Source organism: Oceanobacillus sp. E9 (genome assembly GCF_001741975.1).
GTDB lineage: Bacteria > Bacillota > Bacilli > Bacillales > Amphibacillaceae > Oceanobacillus > Oceanobacillus kimchii.
On sequence record NZ_LSNA01000005.1, the window covers coordinates 614,437 to 634,245 of the forward strand.

Consider the following 19,809-nt stretch of genomic DNA (forward strand, 5'->3'; position numbering starts at 1 on the left):
TGTGTTTCATATAGTTCTTACCCGGAATAGTCAATTCTAACACTAGTAACTTAGCCTAATAAGTAATTTTGATTAACCCTTTAGCCTTTCTTTTATAGACCTTCGTAAATTTTCAATGCTGTTTTGGATTTTAGCACGTCTATTGTACATTCCAATTGAATTTAGAAGCTGTTTTTGGGCTTTATGACAGAGGAATAATAATCTGATAACACAGATCTTCATTCTCTGTTACTATAACTCTAAAAAAAAATAGTGGAAAAGTTCATCATTCACTGATGAACTTTTCCACTATTAATTAAAAGGTATTATTCTTCATCGAATATATCCATTGATAGATAACGTTCCCCTGTATCCGGTGCAATACAAACAAGTTTTTTATTTGGGCCAATTTTCTTTGCTACTTCCATTGCCGCATATACAGCAGCTGCTCCAGATGGGCCTAGAAAGATTCCTTCTTTATGAGCAAGGTCTTTTAATAAAGTAACAGCTTGTTCATCTTTAATTTGAATTATTTCATCATATACATCCGTATTTAAAATGTCGGGTACAAATCCTGGACTTGTTCCAACGAGTTTATGCGGTCCTGGCTTCCCCCCCGATAAAACCGGCGATCCTTCTGGCTCCACTACCGCAACATGTAGATGAGGTAACTTTTCCTTTAGTGTTTCTCCTGTGCCTGTTACTGTACCACCAGTTCCAACAGTACATACAAATGCATCTAATTGGTTATCCATCTGTTCTAAGATTTCTAAAGCTGTACTAATACGATGAACATCCGGGTTAGCTATATTCTCAAATTGTTGTGGAATAAAACTGTTTGGAATGGATTCCTGAAGTTCTAGAGCTTTACGGATCGATCCTGGCATTTTTTCTTCGCTTGGTGTAAGTACGACTTCTGCTCCATAAGCCTTTAATATATTACGACGTTCCATCGTACTATTATCCGGCATAATCATAATCGCTTTATATCCTTTAGCAGATGCAGCCATCGCTAACCCGATCCCTGTATTTCCACTTGTAGGTTCTATAATGGTTGCACCTTGCTTTATTAACCCTTCTTGTTCTGCTACATGTATCATATGGGATGCGGCTCGGTCTTTTACGCTACCACTCGGATTAAACATTTCTAGCTTTACATATATATCAGCTGCATTTTCTGGCTGAAGACGACCCAATTTTACTATTGGTGTTTGACCAATTAATTCAGTTACATCATTGACTACACGCATGAGACATCCCTACTTTCTATCAGTACTTTCTAATAAGCGTTTATCAATAGATATGTCAGGATTAATATCCATTAATTGCTGTAAAAATGATTCTTTCTCTTCAGGTGAGATTGTAACGATATCATACTTTCCACTCTTAATTTGCATTCGATCAAATGAAAGTGCTGGAGAAGTCAACGGAAATTTTGTCTTAAAAATAATTTCTATATCTTTGATTTTTACAGTTTGCTTAACGGGACCATAATAAATAAGTATTTTATCATTGTCAATTCGATAGCCTGTACGAAACCAAAACCACAGTAAAAAAAGTCCAATTATAATCATTAATCCAGAAGCAAACCATTGACGGTTTAACAGAGGAGCAATAACCCCTAGTAATACGATAACCCACAATATAATCGTTAACCATTTGTCTTTTTTTGAACGAAAGTACAATGTAGCTCCTCCTCTTTCCTTGTATCCAATAAGTTTATTATAGACATGTATTGTTATTTTTAGCAAAACTTTCATTGTGTTGTAACTCATAAATCAACCATCGTCATTAAGAACATCAATTGTACAGTTTCTTTACAATATTTCACAAGGAGATCATAAGTTAAAGAGGGTATCCTGCATACCCCTGTACCGTATATAAGATACCCCCTTATGACTATCACAAAAAAGACTGCGCTATGAGAACAGCACAGTCTTTTTAAGTATTTCTATCTTTATTCTTTTAAGAAGTAATAAACCAGCGATCTATATTTTTAAATTCTAGCTCATTCAATTTATTTGTCGCAGTCACATGGTCTACATTCCATTTAGATGTATCTAACGAACAACTTATAGGAACATCGCATTTAATCTCTGCCAATGACCGGGAAAGATGAAGCATTTCTAGATTGGCATTTATTTTAGTTTGTACACCTTTTGGTAAGTTTTCGATATTGTTTAACAAGTCATCAACGGTTTCATATTCTTGTAGTAGTTTAATTGCAGTTTTTTCGCCTATTCCTTTCACTCCTGGATAATTGTCCGATGAATCTCCCATTAATCCCTTTAAATCAATAATTTGCTTTGGCGATAATCCTTTTTTCTCATAAAAATTACCTTGGTCGAACACCTCGTAATTCCCTTGACCCTTACGCATAATAGCAACTCGAATATTTTCTTTGACTAACTGCAAAAGATCTTGATCACCAGTTAGTACGGTAACTTCATTTTCCATACTATACGCATGTGCTAAAGTACCAATACAATCATCTGCTTCAAAATTTTCTAATCCTACATTCGGCATATTGAAAGCTTCTACTACCTCTTTCACTAAATCAAATTGCGGAATCAACTCTTTTGGTGGTTCATCACGATTTGCTTTATAACCAGCATATAACTCTGTTCGGAAAGTTTTGCTTCCCATATCCCAACAACAAATAACATGCGTAGGTTCAAATTTCTGAACGGAATCCATTAGATAGCGTAAAAACTGGTACACGCCATTAGTAGGAACTCCTTTCGATGTATACATAAAATTACCACGGAATGACGTTGCAAAAAAACCTCTAAACAATAATGCCATACCATCTACAAGTAATACTTTATTTGTAGCCATGTAAGATCAATCCTTTCCTCTTATTTCGAGCAATAGCTTTTCCAGCTGCTTAGAACGTTCTACGATCATCTCAATATCAACTGAAACAAACAACCGATTAATATATTGATCTGCAATTTCCTCTAATTCAACTTGCCACTGACTTTTCAATTGGCTAAGCTTTGACGTCCATTGCTCTTTGTAGTCTTTATATAACATCGTATTTCCTTCATCGACATATGCTTTTACATAAGGTTCAATTATAGCATACAATTGATCTTTTATCGTCTCTTTTTGATTTTTAACAAAAAAACTTCTCGTATCTTTATAGTTAGAAAATACTTTTTTCAAACTTGCATTCTTTTCTAATAAAATCGATGGATATTTTTCGGGTGTACTCATTTCCAGTAACTCTACGCTGGATAATTCAAAAATACTATCACTATGGAAAGCAAAAGAAGTAATTTCTTCATGAATCTCTTTCATACATTCATGGATTAGATGCTCCATGCGTAGGGAGATTGCTTGCAATTCTTGTTTTAATTCTTGATTAATGTAGACGGCTAACTCATCAAATTGACGATAAAGTTGATCTCTGCCTGCTGAACCAGATTCCGTAATAGTTGTCGGGTTGTAAATTTCTTTAAATAAATCATGAAAACGAATACCGAAACGTTGGGCAACATAAAATGTTTGTTTTTCTAATTTCTGCTTCAATCGAGTAATATACGAATCATCATTAAATGTTGAAACATATTGAATTATTTCATTTCTAGCATCATTTATTTCTTTTTTGCGTTGCTCTTTTCCAGATTCATCCATTTGTAATGATCGAATGTATTCTATTAAAGCATGGTGCGCTCTTTCTAGATCTCTCACAGCAGCCTGTTTTGTTAAAGAAGTAAGATCATTATGAATAAAACTATAAAACGACTCCTCCAACTTCATCATTTCATCATTTAACGGTTCTTTCGCTCTTTTTTCTTGTAATGACCGTTTGCTCGAAACAGGATATAATCGTGGATGGCGAATTCCTAATTGGATTAATTGTTCTTCTACATAGTTATTCACTATCGCAAGTTCTGTTTGATCTACAGCTAAATCACTAGCATTCACAATGAAAAACATCTTATCTAATTCAAAGACATCCTTCACTCTTCCTAATTGCATTAGAAAATCTTTGTCTGCTCGCGATAAGGCATGATTATAATACGTTACATAAAGGATTACATCTGCGTGCTTAATGTATTCAAATGATACATTTGTATGGCGAGCATTTATGGAATCGGCTCCAGGAGTATCCACTAAAGTTATTCCTTGTTGCGTAATACCACAATCATAGTACAGGTCCATTTCTTTTATAAAGCATGCTTTTGATTCTTCTGTTACAAAAAAAGAAAACTCCTGTAAAGTTATAATCATCTCACTACCCAGATAATCTTTCATTTGCTGATAACCACTTTCGATCGCTGCTAAATAAGAACGATACATGCGCTGAAGATTTTCATCTTTTGTAATTGTTTTTTTGTCTACCCATTCAATAAGTTCCTCTAGTGTACCTTCTGGGGGACGATAGGCTTTTGTTATCCGCTGTATGTCTTGAATCATCGCAGCCTCACTTTTTACTGATACAACTACTTGACCATGCTCATAAGGCTCTTGTACTGGACGAATTCGATTTACAGCTGCCGTAGTTGGATTAGGCGACACAGGTAAAACTTCTTCACCAATCAACGCATTCGCAAATGATGATTTTCCGGCGCTAAAAGCACCAAATAATGCAATCGTATAAGAACGGTTTTTTAAGCTATACTCTCGTTTATTTAGATTATTTTGATAACTTTCAAAACCTGACAGATTCAAAATTGAACTCGCTTCAATCATCGACTTTTGTAATGTTCGTATACTAACTTGGGAAAGCTGAGCACTATTCTGTTCCACATAATTATCAATCTTTTGTATTTCTGATTTCGTATCAGCCATTTGCTCAGTAGTGTCTTCTTCGTTATACGTGCCATTGGGTTTACGCACATGAATTTGATTCTGCATTTCTTCCAACGTTTCTTTAGAAGGCTTAGGATCAACCAGCGTCACTTCTAAAAGATGAAGATACTCTCTTTTCTCTTGAATAATTACTTCTTTATTTTCAACTGTTTCTTTTAACTGATTTAAATGGTTTAGCTCCTTTTCTATGTTAGAAATTTCTTGAGCATTATGTTGTTGTAATTGTTTTGACACTTCATTAAGCATCACTCTCATTTGACGTCTGAATTTGCCTTTTATCTGCTCTGCCAAATCATTCGTATAAAGCAAAACAAAATCTCCGTTTACTTCTGCTCCTTTGCGGATAGCTTTAGCTAAATCCTGCTTATCTAATTGTAATTCTATATAAGGAAGAATTTGTTCGCGAAGACTACTAGGTAACTGTTGTTTATTTATCTCTTCATACCATTTATCACGTATTTTCCATTTTAAAGCTGTTTGTATGGATTCGTTCAGCCCATCTAAAAATTGTTGCTCCCGTTCTTGTTTTGCCTCTTCCGTCTTTTTCTGTGATTTGAAAATACCACCCACTTTAAAGCCAGTTTGTTGCGATTCTAAATACGTTTTTGCTTTCTCTCGAAGTTCAGCAGGCATTAGATAAGCATTTTTTAAAGTTTGCTGAAGTTCTCTTGTAAATGACTCTTTTAAATCTTCACCTTGTTGTGTAAGTTGTTGTAGGCGATCTGACAATTCATTCCATTTCTCCTCTTTTTCTGACCAATTTTCGGTATCCGCTGCAAATAATTCTAACTTCTTATCGGTGTCACTATGTACATAAGACTTATGATCTTCTAAAATATGCATCATGCTAGTGAATGTATTAAGATAGTCTTTTTTATTGGTAAGCATCTGGTAAACAAATGCATATAGCTCATCCCATTGATTATAGTTTGCTTGTGGGTCTTTAAGAGATGTGTAGAAAACCTTCGAAGGATGTAAATTCCATTGATCAAATGTTTGTTTGATTTTTTGTTGGAATTCGTCGAACGTTAATTCTTCATCGTCATGCTTGTCGATTTGATTAACAATTACAACATAAGGAAGCTGTTTCTCTTCCATTGTTTGTAAGAATTGTAAATTAACTTCTGATTGGACATGATTATAATCTGTTATATAAAGCATATAATCAGCTAAATGTAATGCAGATTCTGTAAGCATCCGATCTGAATCATCTGCAGCATCGATTCCTGGGGTATCTAATATCGCTGTTCCTTCTGGTAAGATAGGTGTGCTCGTACTAATATCAATCCTACTAATTTGTCGTTTGTCTGTGGAATATTGCTTAATTTCTTGTAAATCGTATGGTTCTGTATACACTTTTTTATCGCCATTATGGAAATAGACGTTGGCAACCCCTTGGCCGGAAGTAATTTTAACGATATTTGCACTTGTTGGTATTGGACTATTCGCAAGTAATTCTAACCCCATTAAATGATTAATCATCGATGATTTCCCTGCTGAAAAATGTCCCACTAATGCGATAATCAGCTCTTGGTTTTGATATTTTTCTAATACATCAATCATTCGATCCGCATGAATAAAATCACTATATTCACGCATTCTTTCATATAATGCAATAATCTGATTTTGATTAATCGTATTCTGATGTTGAACGACCATGACTGTCTTCCCTTCCTTTTCCCTGCCCGCATTTTACCCCTATTATACGTAATTATAAGAACATTCGCCACCAAAAATCGCATAACATTAGTTTACATAATAAAAATATGGTAAACTTAAAAGTTAATTCAAGTAATAGTTGTAGAACAGCGAACATTCGTATTTCATAAAAAATATCTTGTTATGGAATTAAAATTCATATAAAAAACACAAAAATACCCGAATGTAATTTACTTCATTCGGGATAAATATATACAATATTAAACAGGATAAACACCATGTTTTCTTTCTGTGAATGTCATTCTTTTATTCTCATAAATACTGAAGCGTTGAATTAATTCCTTACGCAGTTCATTTGGATTGATAATATCGTCAATTACCATTTCAGAAGCAAGTCGATATACATCAATATTTTCCTTATATTCATCTTGTTTCTGTTTAATATAGTCAGCTCTTTCTTCTTCAGGTAAATTAGCAATTTTATTCGCTTCTACAGCATTGACTGCAGCTTCTGGCCCCATAACCGCAATTTGTGCGTTAGGAAAAGCTAGGCAACAATCGGGTTCAAATGCTGGACCCGACATTGCATAAAGTCCGGCTCCATAAGCTTTTCGCACGATTACCGATATTTTTGGAACTGTAACTTCACTCATCGCAAATAACATTTTTGCACCGTGCCGAATAATCCCTTGCTTTTCTACTCCTGTTCCAATCATAAATCCTGGAACATCTGTTAAAAATAGCAGTGGTATTTCAAATGCATCACAAAGTTGAATGAACTTCGCCGCTTTATCCGCTGAATCAGTAAAAAGAACTCCTCCTTTTACCCTTGGCTGATTTGCAATAATACCAACACTCTTTCCATTTAATCTAGCAAGACCAGTTATTAATTCTGGTGCAAACTTTTTCTTGATTTCACAAAAGCTATTTTCATCAATCGTTCGATTAATTAATTCATACATATCAAATGCAGCATTCTGGTTTGTTGGTATTATTTCATCAATAGTTTTATCTAGTTTCTTAGGCGCTTTCGCTTCTTTAGGCACTGGTTTTTGACGGAAATTCGCAGGGAAATACTCTAAATAAGTTCTTGCGAAAGCGATAGCCTCTTCCTCAGATTCGACTAGCACATCTCCAACCCCAGAAACAGAACAATGCATATTAGCTCCGCCCATTTCTTCCAGTGTAACTCTTTCACCAATTACTTTTTCCGCCATTCGCGGTGACCCCAAATACATAGAAGCATTGCCATCTACCATTACGACAATATCACAAAAGGCTGGAATATATGCTCCACCTGCAGCAGAAGGACCAAACAATAAACAAATTTGTGGTACCTTACCAGAAAGTTTTATTTGATTATAAAAAATGCGCCCCGCTCCTCTGCGACCTGGAAACATTTCGACTTGGTCAGTAATTCTTGCACCAGCTGAATCTACTAAATAGAGGATCGGCACTTCCATTTTTTCGGCGGTTTCCTGAATTCGCAGTATTTTTTCTACCGTTCGTTTCCCCCAAGAACCCGCTTTTACAGTCGAATCATTCGCCATTACACATACCGTCTGTCCGTTAATCTTTCCGATTGCAGTAACAACCCCATCAGCAGGTAAATCTTCTGCTGAATGATTGGCAAATAACGCATCTTCTACAATAACATCTTGATCGAATAAAAGTTCAATCCGTTTTCGAGCAAATAATTTGCCCTTATCAGCGTTACTGTCGTGATACTTTTGCTTTCCACCTTGTTCTATTTTTTCTATTCGTTGTTTTAATTCCTGAATATAATCCATTTTACCCTCTCCTTTCTTAACTTATCTGCCTTGGTAATCCGGTTTTCTCTTTTCTGCAAATGCTTGAAGGCCTTCTAATCTATCTTGAGTAGGTATTACTTTCTGATAAGATAGATGTTCCATTTCTAGTCCCTTTTCTAATGTTGTGTCTAGACCATTGTTGATAGCATTCTTCGCTAGCTGCACAGCAAGCGGTCCATTAGATGAAATTCTTTTTGCTAATTGAAGAGCTTCATCTATTAATTTATCTTCGTTGACTGACCGCTCAATCAAATGAAGACGTAAAGCTTCCTCTGTAGTTATTGGAACAGCAGAGTATATAAGTCTTTTAGCATGACCGACACCAATTGTTCTTGGTAATCGTTGTGTCCCTCCGGCCCCAGGGATAATCGCTAAAGATGTTTCTGTTAAGCCTAGCTTCGTATTTTCCGCGGCTATTCGAATGTCACATGCTAAAGCTAGTTCTAATCCTCCACCGAGAGCAACACCATTTATTGCAGCAATTACTGGTATTTGTAATTTCTCTATTCGATTAATCGTCTCCCCAATTCGTTTGACTGCTTGAATCACTTGATCATCACTCATACCTTTTCGCTCTTTTAAGTCTGCACCAGCGCAAAAAGCTTTCGTTCCTGCACCTGTTACAATAACACAACGAATCATTTTATTTTGCTCGATATCATCAAGTAATTGATTAAATTCATTTAATAGATTTTGGGACAACGCATTTGCTGCCGAAGGCCGCTGTAAAGTTATAATTCCGGTATACTTCTCTACTATTTCATAATTTAAATATTCCATCGAATCCTCCTAATAACAGTTACTCGACGATCGCTAGGACATCACCTTCGTTTACAAAATCACCTTCATTTATTTTCCATTCCTTCAATGTACCAGCTGATTCAGCGACAATTGGAATTTCCATTTTCATTGATTCTAAAATAACAATATCTTGCCCAGATTCTACTTTACTTCCTTGTTCTACTGTGATCTTCCATACATTTCCTGCCATATTTGCTTTCACTTCCATTGATAATTCCTCCTTATTTTTGATAGTAATCTTGGATAAATGTTGTAGTCGTATTCCCCTCTACATAAGCGGGATAATCAATTATTTCTTTTATCATCGGGATATTTGTTTTAATTCCTTCTACTTTAAATTGATTCACAGCACCTTTTAAGTTTGCAATAGCTTCTGTCCTTGTATCACCCATGACAATGAGCTTTGATATCATCGGGTCGTAAAATGGCGTTACTTGATCCCCTTCCTTTACTGCACATTCGTTTCGAATACACTCTCCTTTTGGTAAAGAGAAGTGAGTAATATTACCAGGTGAAGGGAAAAACGTAATCGGGTCTTCTGCATAAATTCTAGCTTCAATAGCATGGCCAGTTTGCAGTATGTCATTTTGCTTAAATTGCAACGGTTCACCTTGGGCTATTTTAATTTGTTGTTCAACAATATCAATACCCGTTGTCTCCTCTGTAATTGGATGTTCCACTTGTACACGAGTATTCATTTCCAAGAAATAGTAGTTTCCTTCCCCATCAACTAGAAATTCAATTGTTCCAGCATTCGTATAGTTAATTTGTTTTGTTGCTCGAACAGATGCTTCTCCCATTGCTTTACGTAATATATCGGTTACAAATGGAGAAGGGGCTTCCTCGATTACTTTTTGGTTTCTTCGTTGAATGGAGCATTCTCTTTCGAATAAGTGAACAACATTCCCATGGTAGTCAGCCAAAACTTGAAATTCGATATGTCTTGTTTCTTCTATTTTTTTCTCTAAAAACATGGAACCGTCACCAAAAAAGTTTGCAGCTCTTTTTGAATTGCTATCAAATGCTTTAACTAATTCATCATTATTATGAACAATTTGCATTCCAATTCCGCCGCCTCCAGCAGCTGCTTTAAGCATAATTGGATAACCAATGTCCGTTGCATACATTACAGCCTCTTCAACAGAGGAAATCGCCTCTTCTGTACCCGGAACAATCGGTACACCAGCCTGTTTCATTGTCTTTCTAGCTGCTATTTTATCCCCCATTAAATCAATGATTTCAGGAGATGGCCCTATAAAAGTAATATTCTCCTTAAAACAACGATTAGCAAAACTTGCATTCTCACTAAGAAAGCCATAACCAGGATGAATAGCATCAACGTTTGCTTCTTTGGCTATTTCAAAGATTTTATCTACATTTAAGTAACTTTCCTGTACTCGATTTCCACCAACTAAATAAGATTCGTCTGCTTCTTTAACAAATAAAGTATCTTTATCGGCTTCCGAGTAAATAGCGATTGTTTCAATATTTAATTGTTTACATGTCCGAATGATTCTCCGAGCAATTTCACCTCGATTGGCAATTAACAATCTATTAATCATAGAATCCTCCTCACATTAACATCCTAACTGTCTAGCAATTACTAGTCTTTGAATCTCAGATGTTCCTTCACCAATCTCTAATAATTTTGCATCACGTAAGTATCTTTCTACTTCATACTCACGCATATATCCGTAACCACCATGAATTTGGATTGCTTGATTAGCTGAACGTGTAGCTGTTTCTGTAGCAAAAAGTTTTGCATACGCAGCTTCTTTAGAGAAGTTCTTTCCTTCATCCTTCAGCCAAGCTGCCTTAAATACCATATTTCGGGCCAGTTCTACTTCCATTGCCATATCTGCAAGCTTAAATTGAATCGCTTGAAAGTTAGATATAGATTTTCCAAATTGTTTACGTTCCTTTGCATATGCTAATGCCTTATCTAACGCTGCTTGAGCAATACCAACCCCTAATGCTGCTATGGAAATTCTCCCCCCATCTAGTGTTTGAAGAAATTGAGGATGTCCTTTATGCTCTGTACCTAATAAATTACTACGTGGTACACGAACATCATTTAGTACGATTTCTGCTGTATCGGATCCTCTAACTCCCATTTTGTCATAATTACTTGTAATAGTTACTCCGGGTGTATCTGTTGGAACCAAAATTGCTGAAATTCGATTTCGACCATTAGCATTTATTTCGGTTACTGCAGTAACGGTTATGAATTTAGCATAGCTTGCATTTGTAATAAAACATTTTTCCCCATTGATGATATAGTCGTCACCATCAACTTTAGCTGTTGTTTTTGTACCACCAGAATCAGATCCAGCATTTGGTTCAGTTAATCCAAACGCTCCAAGACCCTCTCCTGATGCAAGCGGTTTCAAAAAATCCAGCTTTTGTTGCTCCGTTCCGAAATAATAAATTGGACTTGCACCTAAGGAGACTGCAGCAGCATAACTGAGTCCTGTACTTCCACAAATACGACCAATCTCTTCCACTGCAAGTGCATAAGATATCGTATTTCCACCTGAACCACCATATTCTTCAGGAAAAGGGATTCCAAGTAATCCTAACTCTCCCATTTGTTTAAAGATATCTTCTGGAAATTCAGCTTTCGTATCAATTTCGATAGCCCTTGGTTGGATAACGCTTTCTGCAAAATCACGAACCATCTTTCGAATCATGATCTGCTCTTTCGTAAGCTCAAAATTCATGTACATCCTCCTTTTTTCAAGCAACAAGCTGTTACTCAGTCATAAAAATCAAATGGTTAAGAATTATCATACATTCGATTCTACATTCTATTTTATCAAAAGGAATGAAATAGGCAAATGTAGATTTCCTACATTTGCCTAAAATTTGTAGTTATTTAATTATTCATCGAACGGTTTTTCATAATTTGCTTGTTTCCATACATGAATGACTTCTCCTTCATGATCCGTATCAATAATAAAGGACCCATTGTTATACCGATCTGTGGCCTTTAATGTTAGTGGCACAATTTCGTGGATACTTCCATTTGCTGTCTGGAAACAAACCGGTTGTCCCTCATGATCTTGTAAAGCGAAAAAGCCTTTTACACGATGTGCTTTGTTTTTCAGCTCACGGAGCATCATTACACCCCGTTTTGCACGGGTAGTTTTTTCAAAGTCTTTCAATTTCATTCGTTTGCAAGAGCCTCGTTGTGTAATTAATGTTAAAGATGGTTCTGATAAATCATCAAATACTTGTCCATTTACAACTTCATCATCGTCTTTTAGTGAAATTGATTTAACTCCAGCTGCTCGTTGTCCGACTATCGATATTTCTGACTCATGGTACCATAACCCATACCCTTTATACGTAGCGATAAATACATCCATATTTCCATTGGTATGGCTAACATGAACAACTTCATCGTCCCCTTTAAGGTTTAGAGCAATTAATGCTTTTGACCTCCGCTGAGCATTATATAACTGGAACTCACTTCGCTTAACCATACCGTTTTTCGTAAAGAAGATCAGATATCCATCAGCTGTTTTAAAATCTCGGACCGGCATGCACCGAATCAGGTATTCTTCTTTATCCAACGGAACGATATTAGAAATATGCTGACCCATATCCTTCCAACGAATATCTGGTAATTCATGAACAGGACATAAAATGTATTTACCTTTATTTGTAAATAACAGCAAGTTGTCCGTTGTATTTACTTCTAGTAAAGATATAGGATAATCATCGTCTTTTACCGGTAACTCTTCTTCATTTGAAGCAGCATAGGAACGTAAACTGGTTCTTTTTAGATAACCGTCTCGCGTCACTGAAACAAGTACATCCTCACTAGCGACAGTTACTTCAATATTAATTTTTAGTTCCTCTATTTTCTCTTCGATAACTGTTCTACGAGGATCAGCAAATTTCTTTTTAATTTGTCGTAACTCTTTTTTGATAGTTTGGAAAAGCTTTTTCTCACTATCTAAGATCGACTCATATTCTTTGATTTTTTCTTGTAATTCAGCTGCTTCTTTTTCTAATTCAACGATATCAGTATTCGTTAGACGATATAATTGGAGCATGACGATTGCTTCTGCTTGTTCTTCTGTAAAGTCGTATTTTGCTTTAATTTGTGCTTTCGCGTCACCTTTATCTTTTGATGCACGAATAGTAGCAATCAATTCATCAAGTATTGAGATGGCTTTAATTAACCCTTCTACGATATGCGCGCGTGCATTTGCTTTGTTTAGATCAAAGGTGGTTTGTCTTGTTACAACTTCTTTTTGATGAGCAATATAAGCATCGAGCAAAGAAGGTAATGATAATAGTTTTGGTGTTTTATCTTGAATCGCTACCATATTAAAGTGATACGTAATTTGTAAATCCGTATTTTTATATAAATAGTTGAGAACACCTTCACTATTGGCATCTTTTTTGAGTTCAATTACCACCCTTAACCCAGTTCGGTCTGTCTCGTCGCGAACTTCAGCGATTCCTTCCACTTTACGGTCAATACGTAATTCATCCATTTTCTTAACCATTGTAGCCTTATTTACTTCATATGGTATTTCGGTGACGACAATTTGCTCTCTGCCGCCTTTCATAGTTTCTACAGTAGCTTTTCCTCGGACAATAACTTTTCCTCGTCCTGTTTCATACGCTTTTCGAATTCCTTCGACCCCTTGTATTATTCCACCAGTAGGAAAATCTGGTCCTTTCATTAACTTCATTAAATCATCTATAGAAGCTTCAGGTTTATCAATTTTCAAAATTACCGCATCCATGACTTCCTCTAGATTATGAGGTGGTATGTCCGTAGCGTAACCTGCTGAAATACCCGTAGATCCATTCACTAGTAAATTGGGGAATTTTGATGGTAATACAACCGGTTCATCTGTTGTTTCATCAAAGTTGGGTATATAATCTACTGTTTCTTTATCAATATCCCGTAATAGCTCTGCAGAAATACTGGATAGACGCGCTTCTGTGTAACGCATTGCTGCAGGTGGATCGCCGTCAATACTTCCATTATTTCCATGCATCTCGATTAATCCATTTCTTACTTTCCAGTCCTGGCTTAATCGAACCATGGCATCGTAAACAGAAGAATCACCATGTGGATGATAATTACCAATTACGGTACCTACAGTCTTAGCTGATTTACGAAAATGTTTATCATGTGTATTTCTCTCCATATGCATAGCATATAAAATACGTCGTTGTACAGGTTTCAACCCATCCCTCGCGTCAGGAAGGGCACGGTCTTGAATAATGTATTTACTATATCTACCGAATCGATCTCCGATTACTTCTTCTAAAGGTAGATCGAGATATTTTTCTGTTTGAGACAAATTGAATCCCCCCTATTATTGCGTGTTCAAACGGACCTTCATCTATAAGTCAGGCACATTACTCTTCTGTATGAATATTTTCGTTCTCAAGTATAGTCGCATCTTCTTCAAGTCCAAATTTAACATGTCCTTCTATCCATTTTCTACGAGGCTCAACTTTATCACCCATTAAAGTAGTTACCCTACGTTCTGCACGTGCAATATCATCGATAGACACTCGGATAAGCGTTCTAGAACTAGGATTCATCGTAGTTTCCCATAATTGGTCAGCATTCATCTCACCGAGACCTTTATAGCGTTGAATAGTATATCCTTGTTTTAATTCTTGAATGGCAACTTTTAATTCTTGTTCATCCCATGCATAACGAATCTTTTCTTGTTTCCCTTTTCCTTTGGATACTTTAAATAAAGGAGGTAATGCAATAAAGATTTTTCCTGCTTCAACAAGTGGACGCATATATCGATAAAAGAAAGTAAGTAATAATACTTGAATATGCGCTCCATCTGTATCAGCATCAGTCATGATGATTATTTTGTCATATTGAACATCAGCAAGATTAAAATCTCCACCAACACCAGCGCCTATCGTATGGATAATTGTTGAAATTTCTTCATTCTTAAATACATCTTGCAATTTGGCTTTTTCCGTATTGATTACCTTACCTCTAAGTGGTAAAACAGCTTGAAATTTTCGATCTCTTCCTTGTTTTGCTGATCCACCAGCTGAATCACCCTCCACTAGATATAATTCATTTTTTTCTGGGTTTCTGGACTGTGCGGGTGTAAGCTTCCCACTTAACAGGGCATCTTTACGTTTCCTTTTTTTTCCTGATCTTGCTTCTTCTCGTGCTTTTCGAGCTGCTTCTCGTGCTTCTTTTGCTTTAATTGACTTTTTAATTAGCATTCCAGAGATATCAGGATTTTCTTCTAAAAAGTAATTTAGATGTTCGGATATAACAGAATCTACAGCAGATCTCGCTTCTGTTGTACCGAGCTTTCCTTTTGTTTGCCCTTCAAATTGAAGTTTATCTTCAGGTACACGAACAGAAACAACCCCTGTCAATCCTTCACGTATATCTGTACCTTCCAGATTTTTATCTTTTTCTTTTAATAAGCCTTGCCTTCTCGCATAATCATTAACCGTACGAGTGATAGCCGAACGAGCTCCCGATTCATGTGTTCCTCCATCTCGAGTACGCACATGGTTAACAAATGAAAGCATGTTTTCTGCAAAACCATCATTAAACTGAAAAGCAAACTCTACTTCAATTTCTTGTTGTTCACCTTCGATAAAGACAATTTGGTGTAAAGAATCCTTTTCTTCATTCAGATATTCTACGAATGACTTCAGCCCTTCTGGATATTCATATACGTCATGTTTTTCATTTCGTTCATCAATTAATTCTATTTTTAGACCTTTTAATAAAAAGGCAGACTCACGTAATCGTTCGGATATTGTTTCGTAATTATAAACAATTGTTGAGAAAATAGTTGGATCAGGCTTGAAGCGAATAATTGACCCTTTTTTTCGAGTAGAACCTTTTTTTTCTAGTGTAGTTACCGGTCTACCACCATTTTCAAAACGTTGTTGATATTGGAAACCATCACGAAACGTCGTAATTTCTAACCATTCGGATAAGGCGTTTACTACTGAAGCACCAACACCATGAAGCCCTCCACTTGTTTTATAACTTCCTTGTCCAAACTTTCCACCTGCATGGAGTACAGTGAAGATTACTTCAGTAGTCGGCTTTCCGGTTTGGTGCATTCCAGTAGGCATTCCTCGCCCACTATCTTTTACTGATACACTTTCATCTTTATGTAAAGTTACTTGAATTTCATTACCATAGCCAGCAAGTGCTTCATCTACTGCATTATCTACTATCTCATACACTAAGTGATGAAGACCTCGTATATCCGTACTCCCGATATACATACCTGGCCTTTTACGAACAGCATCTAACCCCTCTAATACTTGTATGGAGCTGTCTGAATATTGATAATCACTAGTCACGTGCCATCTTCTCCTTCCCCAACTTACCTTAACAATCATCTTAGAACAACTGTTCTTTTTTGTAAATATCTCTCGATGTAATTTCACTTTTACATTAATATTACCGTAAACGATGCTACTTAGTATACTATAATTGGCAAATTCATGCATGAATAACCATATCACATAACATTTTAAAATAATAAATAAAATTAACTTTGAATAGAAAACTGCTTACCGTTACTAGATTTTTATACTAGTACGGAAAGCAGTTTTTTAATGATTTATTTTACTTCACTAAAACTGAATGAACAACCTTTATGCAAAGATCCATAACCACTTCGAACCCTTGATCTTTCAGGAAATGATAAGCATCTTCGTTTACTATCCCTTGTTGTGCCCAAAACATTCGACAGTCCGTATTTGCGGCATCCTTCGCTACGTCAGGTAAATGTTCTGGCCTTCTAAAAACATTAATAATATCTATCTTCTCTGGAACTTCAGCTAAAGTTGGATAAGCTTTTTCACCTAACACTTCATCAACAGTAGGATTTATAGGGATAATTTTATAACCTAATTGTTGCATTCGCTGTGAAATTTGATACGCTGTCTTATCTTGATTATTGGACAAACCTACTACTGCAATCGTTTTAGCTGCTTGTAAAATACTGCTTAATTTTTCATTGGTTGGATTTTGCCAAGTCATGTTTTCTCCTCCTTCTTTTATTCAGACAATAGACCTTCTTGCAGGAGATAATCTCTCGCTACATCATTTGCTGAGGCATCTTCGTAATCAACTAAATAGTTCATTTCTCGCATCTCTTGATCAGTGATTTTTCCACTTAATTGATTTAATATATCTTCTAACTCTGGATATTGTTCTAACGTATCTTCTCTCATGAGCGGTGCACCTTGATAAGGTGGAAATAAATTCTCTGGGTCTTCTAGTGTAATTAATTCTAAGTCTACCATATAACTATCGGTAGCATAAGCATCGATCACATCCACTTCTCCACTTTCTATTGCACCTTGTCTTAAACCTGGATCCATTGTTTTAACATCAGAGAAGTTAATGTCATATACTTCTTGCATGCCTACATATCCATCATATCGATCATTAAACTCTAGTGTAAAACCTGCTGTCAAGTTATCCTGGTATGTTTCTAAATCTCCAATCGTTTCTAAATCATACTGATCTGCTAACTCCTGTGTAACAGCAACTGCATACGTATTATTAAACTCCATTGGTTCTAATAATTCTAAGTTGAATTCTTCCTTTATACTATCTCTTGCTTGTTCATATACTGCTCGAGAATCATTCGATTCTGCCTGTTCATCTAATAGAGAAACAATAACTGTTCCTGTAAATTCAGGATATATGTCAATACTACCTTGTTGTAATGCATTAAATACCATTGGGGTCTTTCCCAAGTTCGGTTCCAACCCGACTTGAAGATTTGTTTCTTCTTCTATAAGTAACTTATACATATTCATAAGAATTTCTGGCTCCGCACCTAACTTTCCGCCGATTACTATATCTGGTTCTCTTTCTTGTTGTAATATAAATGGGGCTACTGAAATAATTATAACTCCTGCAAGCATAACCAAGAATGCCTGTATTCCATATTTCTTTGATAGCTTTTCAAACAATCGTAAGATAACATCTAAAATAATTGCTAATAAGGCTGCCGGAATTGCTCCTAGTAATACTAAAGGAATGTCTCCACCTCGATCAAGACCTAGTAAAATTATATCCCCAAGTCCTCCAGCACCAATTAATGCTGCTATTGTCGTTGTACCAACAATTAATACCATTGACGTACGTATTCCTGCCATTATTACAGGCATTGCCAGTGGTAATTCCACCTTAAGCAGGCGCTTTACTGTATTCATTCCCATGCCTCTGGCAGCCTCACGTAGTGCAGGGGCCACTTCAACAATCCCTGTGTACGTATTTCTTAATATCGGTAATAGTCCGTAAAGTACTAATGCTATAATTGCTGGGGTAGTACCAATACCGTAAAAAGGAATTAAAAACGCTAAAACAGCAAGACTTGGAATGGTTTGTAAAACGGCAGATACACCAATGATTGGTTCTGCTAAACGTTTATATCTGGTCAATATAATCCCTATCGGAACAGCAATTATAATTGCAATTGCTAAAGATAATAAGGATATTTGTAGATGTTGCCAAACGGCATGGTAAAACATCTCTTGTCGATTTTGAAATACCTCAATAAATTCATTCATGATGGAATTCCTCCCCGACTCTTTTCCTGTTCATACAGATATTGAACAATCGCTTGAGAACTAACTATACCTACTAGTTTTTCATTCTCATCAAGTACAGGGAATCTTGATTGATCTTGACCTTGCATTAAAGCGGAAGATTCTTCTATCGTTGCATTTTCTGGTATTGTTATCGGTTCTTCCAATACTTTCCCATTTTGAATAACACCTTGAAAGATAGAATCTTCATTTAAAAGAACTTTAAAACCTAACACTTCAGAATAGTCGTTTGTAGGAGCGGTAATCATGGTATATTTAGAATCTTGCGAAACAAGTTCTTTCACATTCATAACCCATGGCGACTGATAATCTCCCATAAATTCTTGAACAAACGATTTTTCCTGTGACTTCATCAATTGTTGCGGTGTGCCAACTTGAACAACTTCTCCGTCTTTCATTAAACAGATCCGATCTGCAAGTTTTATGGCTTCGTCCATATCATGTGTAACAAAAACAATCGTCTTTTTAATTTCTTTTTGTAATTTTAATATATCTTCTTGTAATTGTTCTCTGCTGATTGGATCTAAAGCACTAAATGGCTCATCCATCAAAATAATCTCTGGATCAGCAGCAAGTGCTCTAATCACACCAATACGTTGTTGTTGTCCACCAGATAATTCACTTGGATACCTATCTCTAAATATGGCAGGCTCCATCCCAACCATTGTTAATAATTCATCAATGCGCTTATCAATTTTCTTCTTTTTCCATTTTCTTAATTCAGGGACTATAGCTACATTTTCTCGAACTGTCATGTGTGGGAATAATGCAATTTGTTGCAGCACATAGCCGATATTCCAACGAAGTTCATGAATCGAATAATCCGACACAGGCTTATCATTTATGTATATGTAACCTTCAGTAGGATCAATTAGTCGATTAATCATTTTCATAGTAGTTGTTTTACCACAACCACTTGGTCCAATTAAAGTAACTAGTTCCCCTTGTTTAATCTGTAAATTAAAATTACTTACAGCAGTTGTACCATCTGGATATGTTTTCTTTATATCTTTAAATGTAATCATCTCTTACCTCCTTCGGTTAAATATTCCCCCATTAAAATTAATATAAACACCGTAATCAACTATTTATTTTTGATTTTTTGTTCTTAATCTTAGTAGTTCGT

14 protein-coding genes are annotated in these 19,809 nt (G+C 35.9%); all 14 read right to left on the bottom strand.

Translation table 11 applies throughout. The features are described 5' to 3' along the window. Nucleotides 1–305 precede the first annotated feature (305 nt). Nucleotides 306–1,229 (bottom strand): cysteine synthase A, encoded by a 924-nt coding sequence (gene cysK / locus AQ616_RS06795; protein WP_069685333.1) that lies wholly within the window; start codon nt 1,227–1,229, stop codon nt 306–308. A 9-nt stretch (nt 1,230–1,238) separates the two neighbouring features. Beyond that, nucleotides 1,239–1,664: a PH domain-containing protein gene (locus AQ616_RS06800; protein ID WP_017796817.1), complete on the bottom strand. Its 426-nt coding sequence runs from the start codon at nt 1,662–1,664 to the stop codon at nt 1,239–1,241. A gap of 280 nt (nt 1,665–1,944) precedes the next feature. After that, nucleotides 1,945–2,817: a 5'-3' exonuclease gene (locus AQ616_RS06805; RefSeq protein ID WP_017796816.1), complete on the bottom strand. Its 873-nt coding sequence runs from the start codon at nt 2,815–2,817 to the stop codon at nt 1,945–1,947. Between the two features lie 6 nt (nt 2,818–2,823). Beyond that, nucleotides 2,824–6,459, bottom strand: a complete 3,636-nt coding sequence (locus AQ616_RS06810) for a dynamin family protein (RefSeq protein ID WP_069685334.1) — start codon at nt 6,457–6,459, stop codon at nt 2,824–2,826. A 260-nt stretch (nt 6,460–6,719) separates the two neighbouring features. Then, nucleotides 6,720–8,249 carry an acyl-CoA carboxylase subunit beta gene (locus AQ616_RS06815; RefSeq protein ID WP_069685335.1) on the bottom strand — a complete coding sequence of 510 codons (1,530 nt, stop codon included), beginning with the start codon at nt 8,247–8,249 and terminating at the stop codon, nt 6,720–6,722. Between the two features lie 21 nt (nt 8,250–8,270). Continuing rightward, nucleotides 8,271–9,050 carry an enoyl-CoA hydratase gene (locus AQ616_RS06820; RefSeq protein ID WP_017796813.1) on the bottom strand — a complete coding sequence of 260 codons (780 nt, stop codon included), beginning with the start codon at nt 9,048–9,050 and terminating at the stop codon, nt 8,271–8,273. Between the two features lie 19 nt (nt 9,051–9,069). Continuing rightward, a complete protein-coding gene (locus AQ616_RS06825; protein ID WP_017796812.1) occupies nt 9,070–9,279 on the bottom strand; it encodes an acetyl-CoA carboxylase biotin carboxyl carrier protein subunit in 210 nt (69 codons plus the stop codon). Nucleotides 9,280–9,292: 13 nt separating this feature from the next. Continuing rightward, the gene (locus AQ616_RS06830) at nt 9,293–10,633 is read right to left on the bottom strand and encodes an acetyl-CoA carboxylase biotin carboxylase subunit (protein ID WP_069685336.1); all 1,341 of its coding nucleotides are present in this window, start codon (nt 10,631–10,633) and stop codon (nt 9,293–9,295) included. A 15-nt stretch (nt 10,634–10,648) separates the two neighbouring features. After that, on the bottom strand, nt 10,649–11,791 hold the full coding sequence (locus tag AQ616_RS06835; protein ID WP_069685337.1) for an acyl-CoA dehydrogenase family protein: 1,143 nt from the start codon (nt 11,789–11,791) through the stop codon (nt 10,649–10,651). A gap of 159 nt (nt 11,792–11,950) precedes the next feature. Beyond that, complete coding sequence (gene parC / locus AQ616_RS06840; RefSeq protein WP_069685338.1) at nt 11,951–14,401, bottom strand: DNA topoisomerase IV subunit A; 2,451 nt, start codon at nt 14,399–14,401, stop codon at nt 11,951–11,953. A 58-nt stretch (nt 14,402–14,459) separates the two neighbouring features. After that, nucleotides 14,460–16,415, bottom strand: a complete 1,956-nt coding sequence (parE, locus tag AQ616_RS06845) for a DNA topoisomerase IV subunit B (protein ID WP_084822437.1) — start codon at nt 16,413–16,415, stop codon at nt 14,460–14,462. 268 nt (nt 16,416–16,683) lie between these two features. Beyond that, the gene (locus tag AQ616_RS06850) at nt 16,684–17,100 is read right to left on the bottom strand and encodes a CoA-binding protein (protein ID WP_069685339.1); all 417 of its coding nucleotides are present in this window, start codon (nt 17,098–17,100) and stop codon (nt 16,684–16,686) included. A 17-nt stretch (nt 17,101–17,117) separates the two neighbouring features. Further along, nucleotides 17,118–18,644 (bottom strand): ABC transporter permease/substrate-binding protein, encoded by a 1,527-nt coding sequence (locus AQ616_RS06855; RefSeq protein ID WP_069685340.1) that lies wholly within the window; start codon nt 18,642–18,644, stop codon nt 17,118–17,120. After that, nucleotides 18,641–19,708, bottom strand: coding sequence for an ABC transporter ATP-binding protein (locus tag AQ616_RS06860; RefSeq protein ID WP_069685341.1), 1,068 nt, complete (start codon nt 19,706–19,708; stop codon nt 18,641–18,643). Before AQ616_RS06860 ends, AQ616_RS06855 begins: the two co-directional genes overlap by 4 nt. Nucleotides 19,709–19,809: the final 101 nt, after the last annotated feature.

Coding starts and splice junctions, on each gene's coding strand:
- AQ616_RS06820 (WP_017796813.1), bottom strand. CDS start 9,050: ATGGAATATTTAAATTATGAAATAGTAGAGAAGTATACCGGAATTATA.
- AQ616_RS06855 (WP_069685340.1), bottom strand. CDS start 18,644: ATGAATGAATTTATTGAGGTATTTCAAAATCGACAAGAGATGTTTTAC.
- AQ616_RS06810 (WP_069685334.1), bottom strand. CDS start 6,459: ATGGTCGTTCAACATCAGAATACGATTAATCAAAATCAGATTATTGCA.
- AQ616_RS06835 (WP_069685337.1), bottom strand. CDS start 11,791: ATGAATTTTGAGCTTACGAAAGAGCAGATCATGATTCGAAAGATGGTT.
- AQ616_RS06825 (WP_017796812.1), bottom strand. CDS start 9,279: ATGGAAGTGAAAGCAAATATGGCAGGAAATGTATGGAAGATCACAGTA.
- AQ616_RS06805 (WP_017796816.1), bottom strand. CDS start 2,817: ATGGCTACAAATAAAGTATTACTTGTAGATGGTATGGCATTATTGTTT.
- AQ616_RS06815 (WP_069685335.1), bottom strand. CDS start 8,249: ATGGATTATATTCAGGAATTAAAACAACGAATAGAAAAAATAGAACAA.
- AQ616_RS06850 (WP_069685339.1), bottom strand. CDS start 17,100: ATGACTTGGCAAAATCCAACCAATGAAAAATTAAGCAGTATTTTACAA.
- AQ616_RS06860 (WP_069685341.1), bottom strand. CDS start 19,708: ATGATTACATTTAAAGATATAAAGAAAACATATCCAGATGGTACAACT.
- AQ616_RS06830 (WP_069685336.1), bottom strand. CDS start 10,633: ATGATTAATAGATTGTTAATTGCCAATCGAGGTGAAATTGCTCGGAGA.
- cysK (WP_069685333.1), bottom strand. CDS start 1,229: ATGCGTGTAGTCAATGATGTAACTGAATTAATTGGTCAAACACCAATA.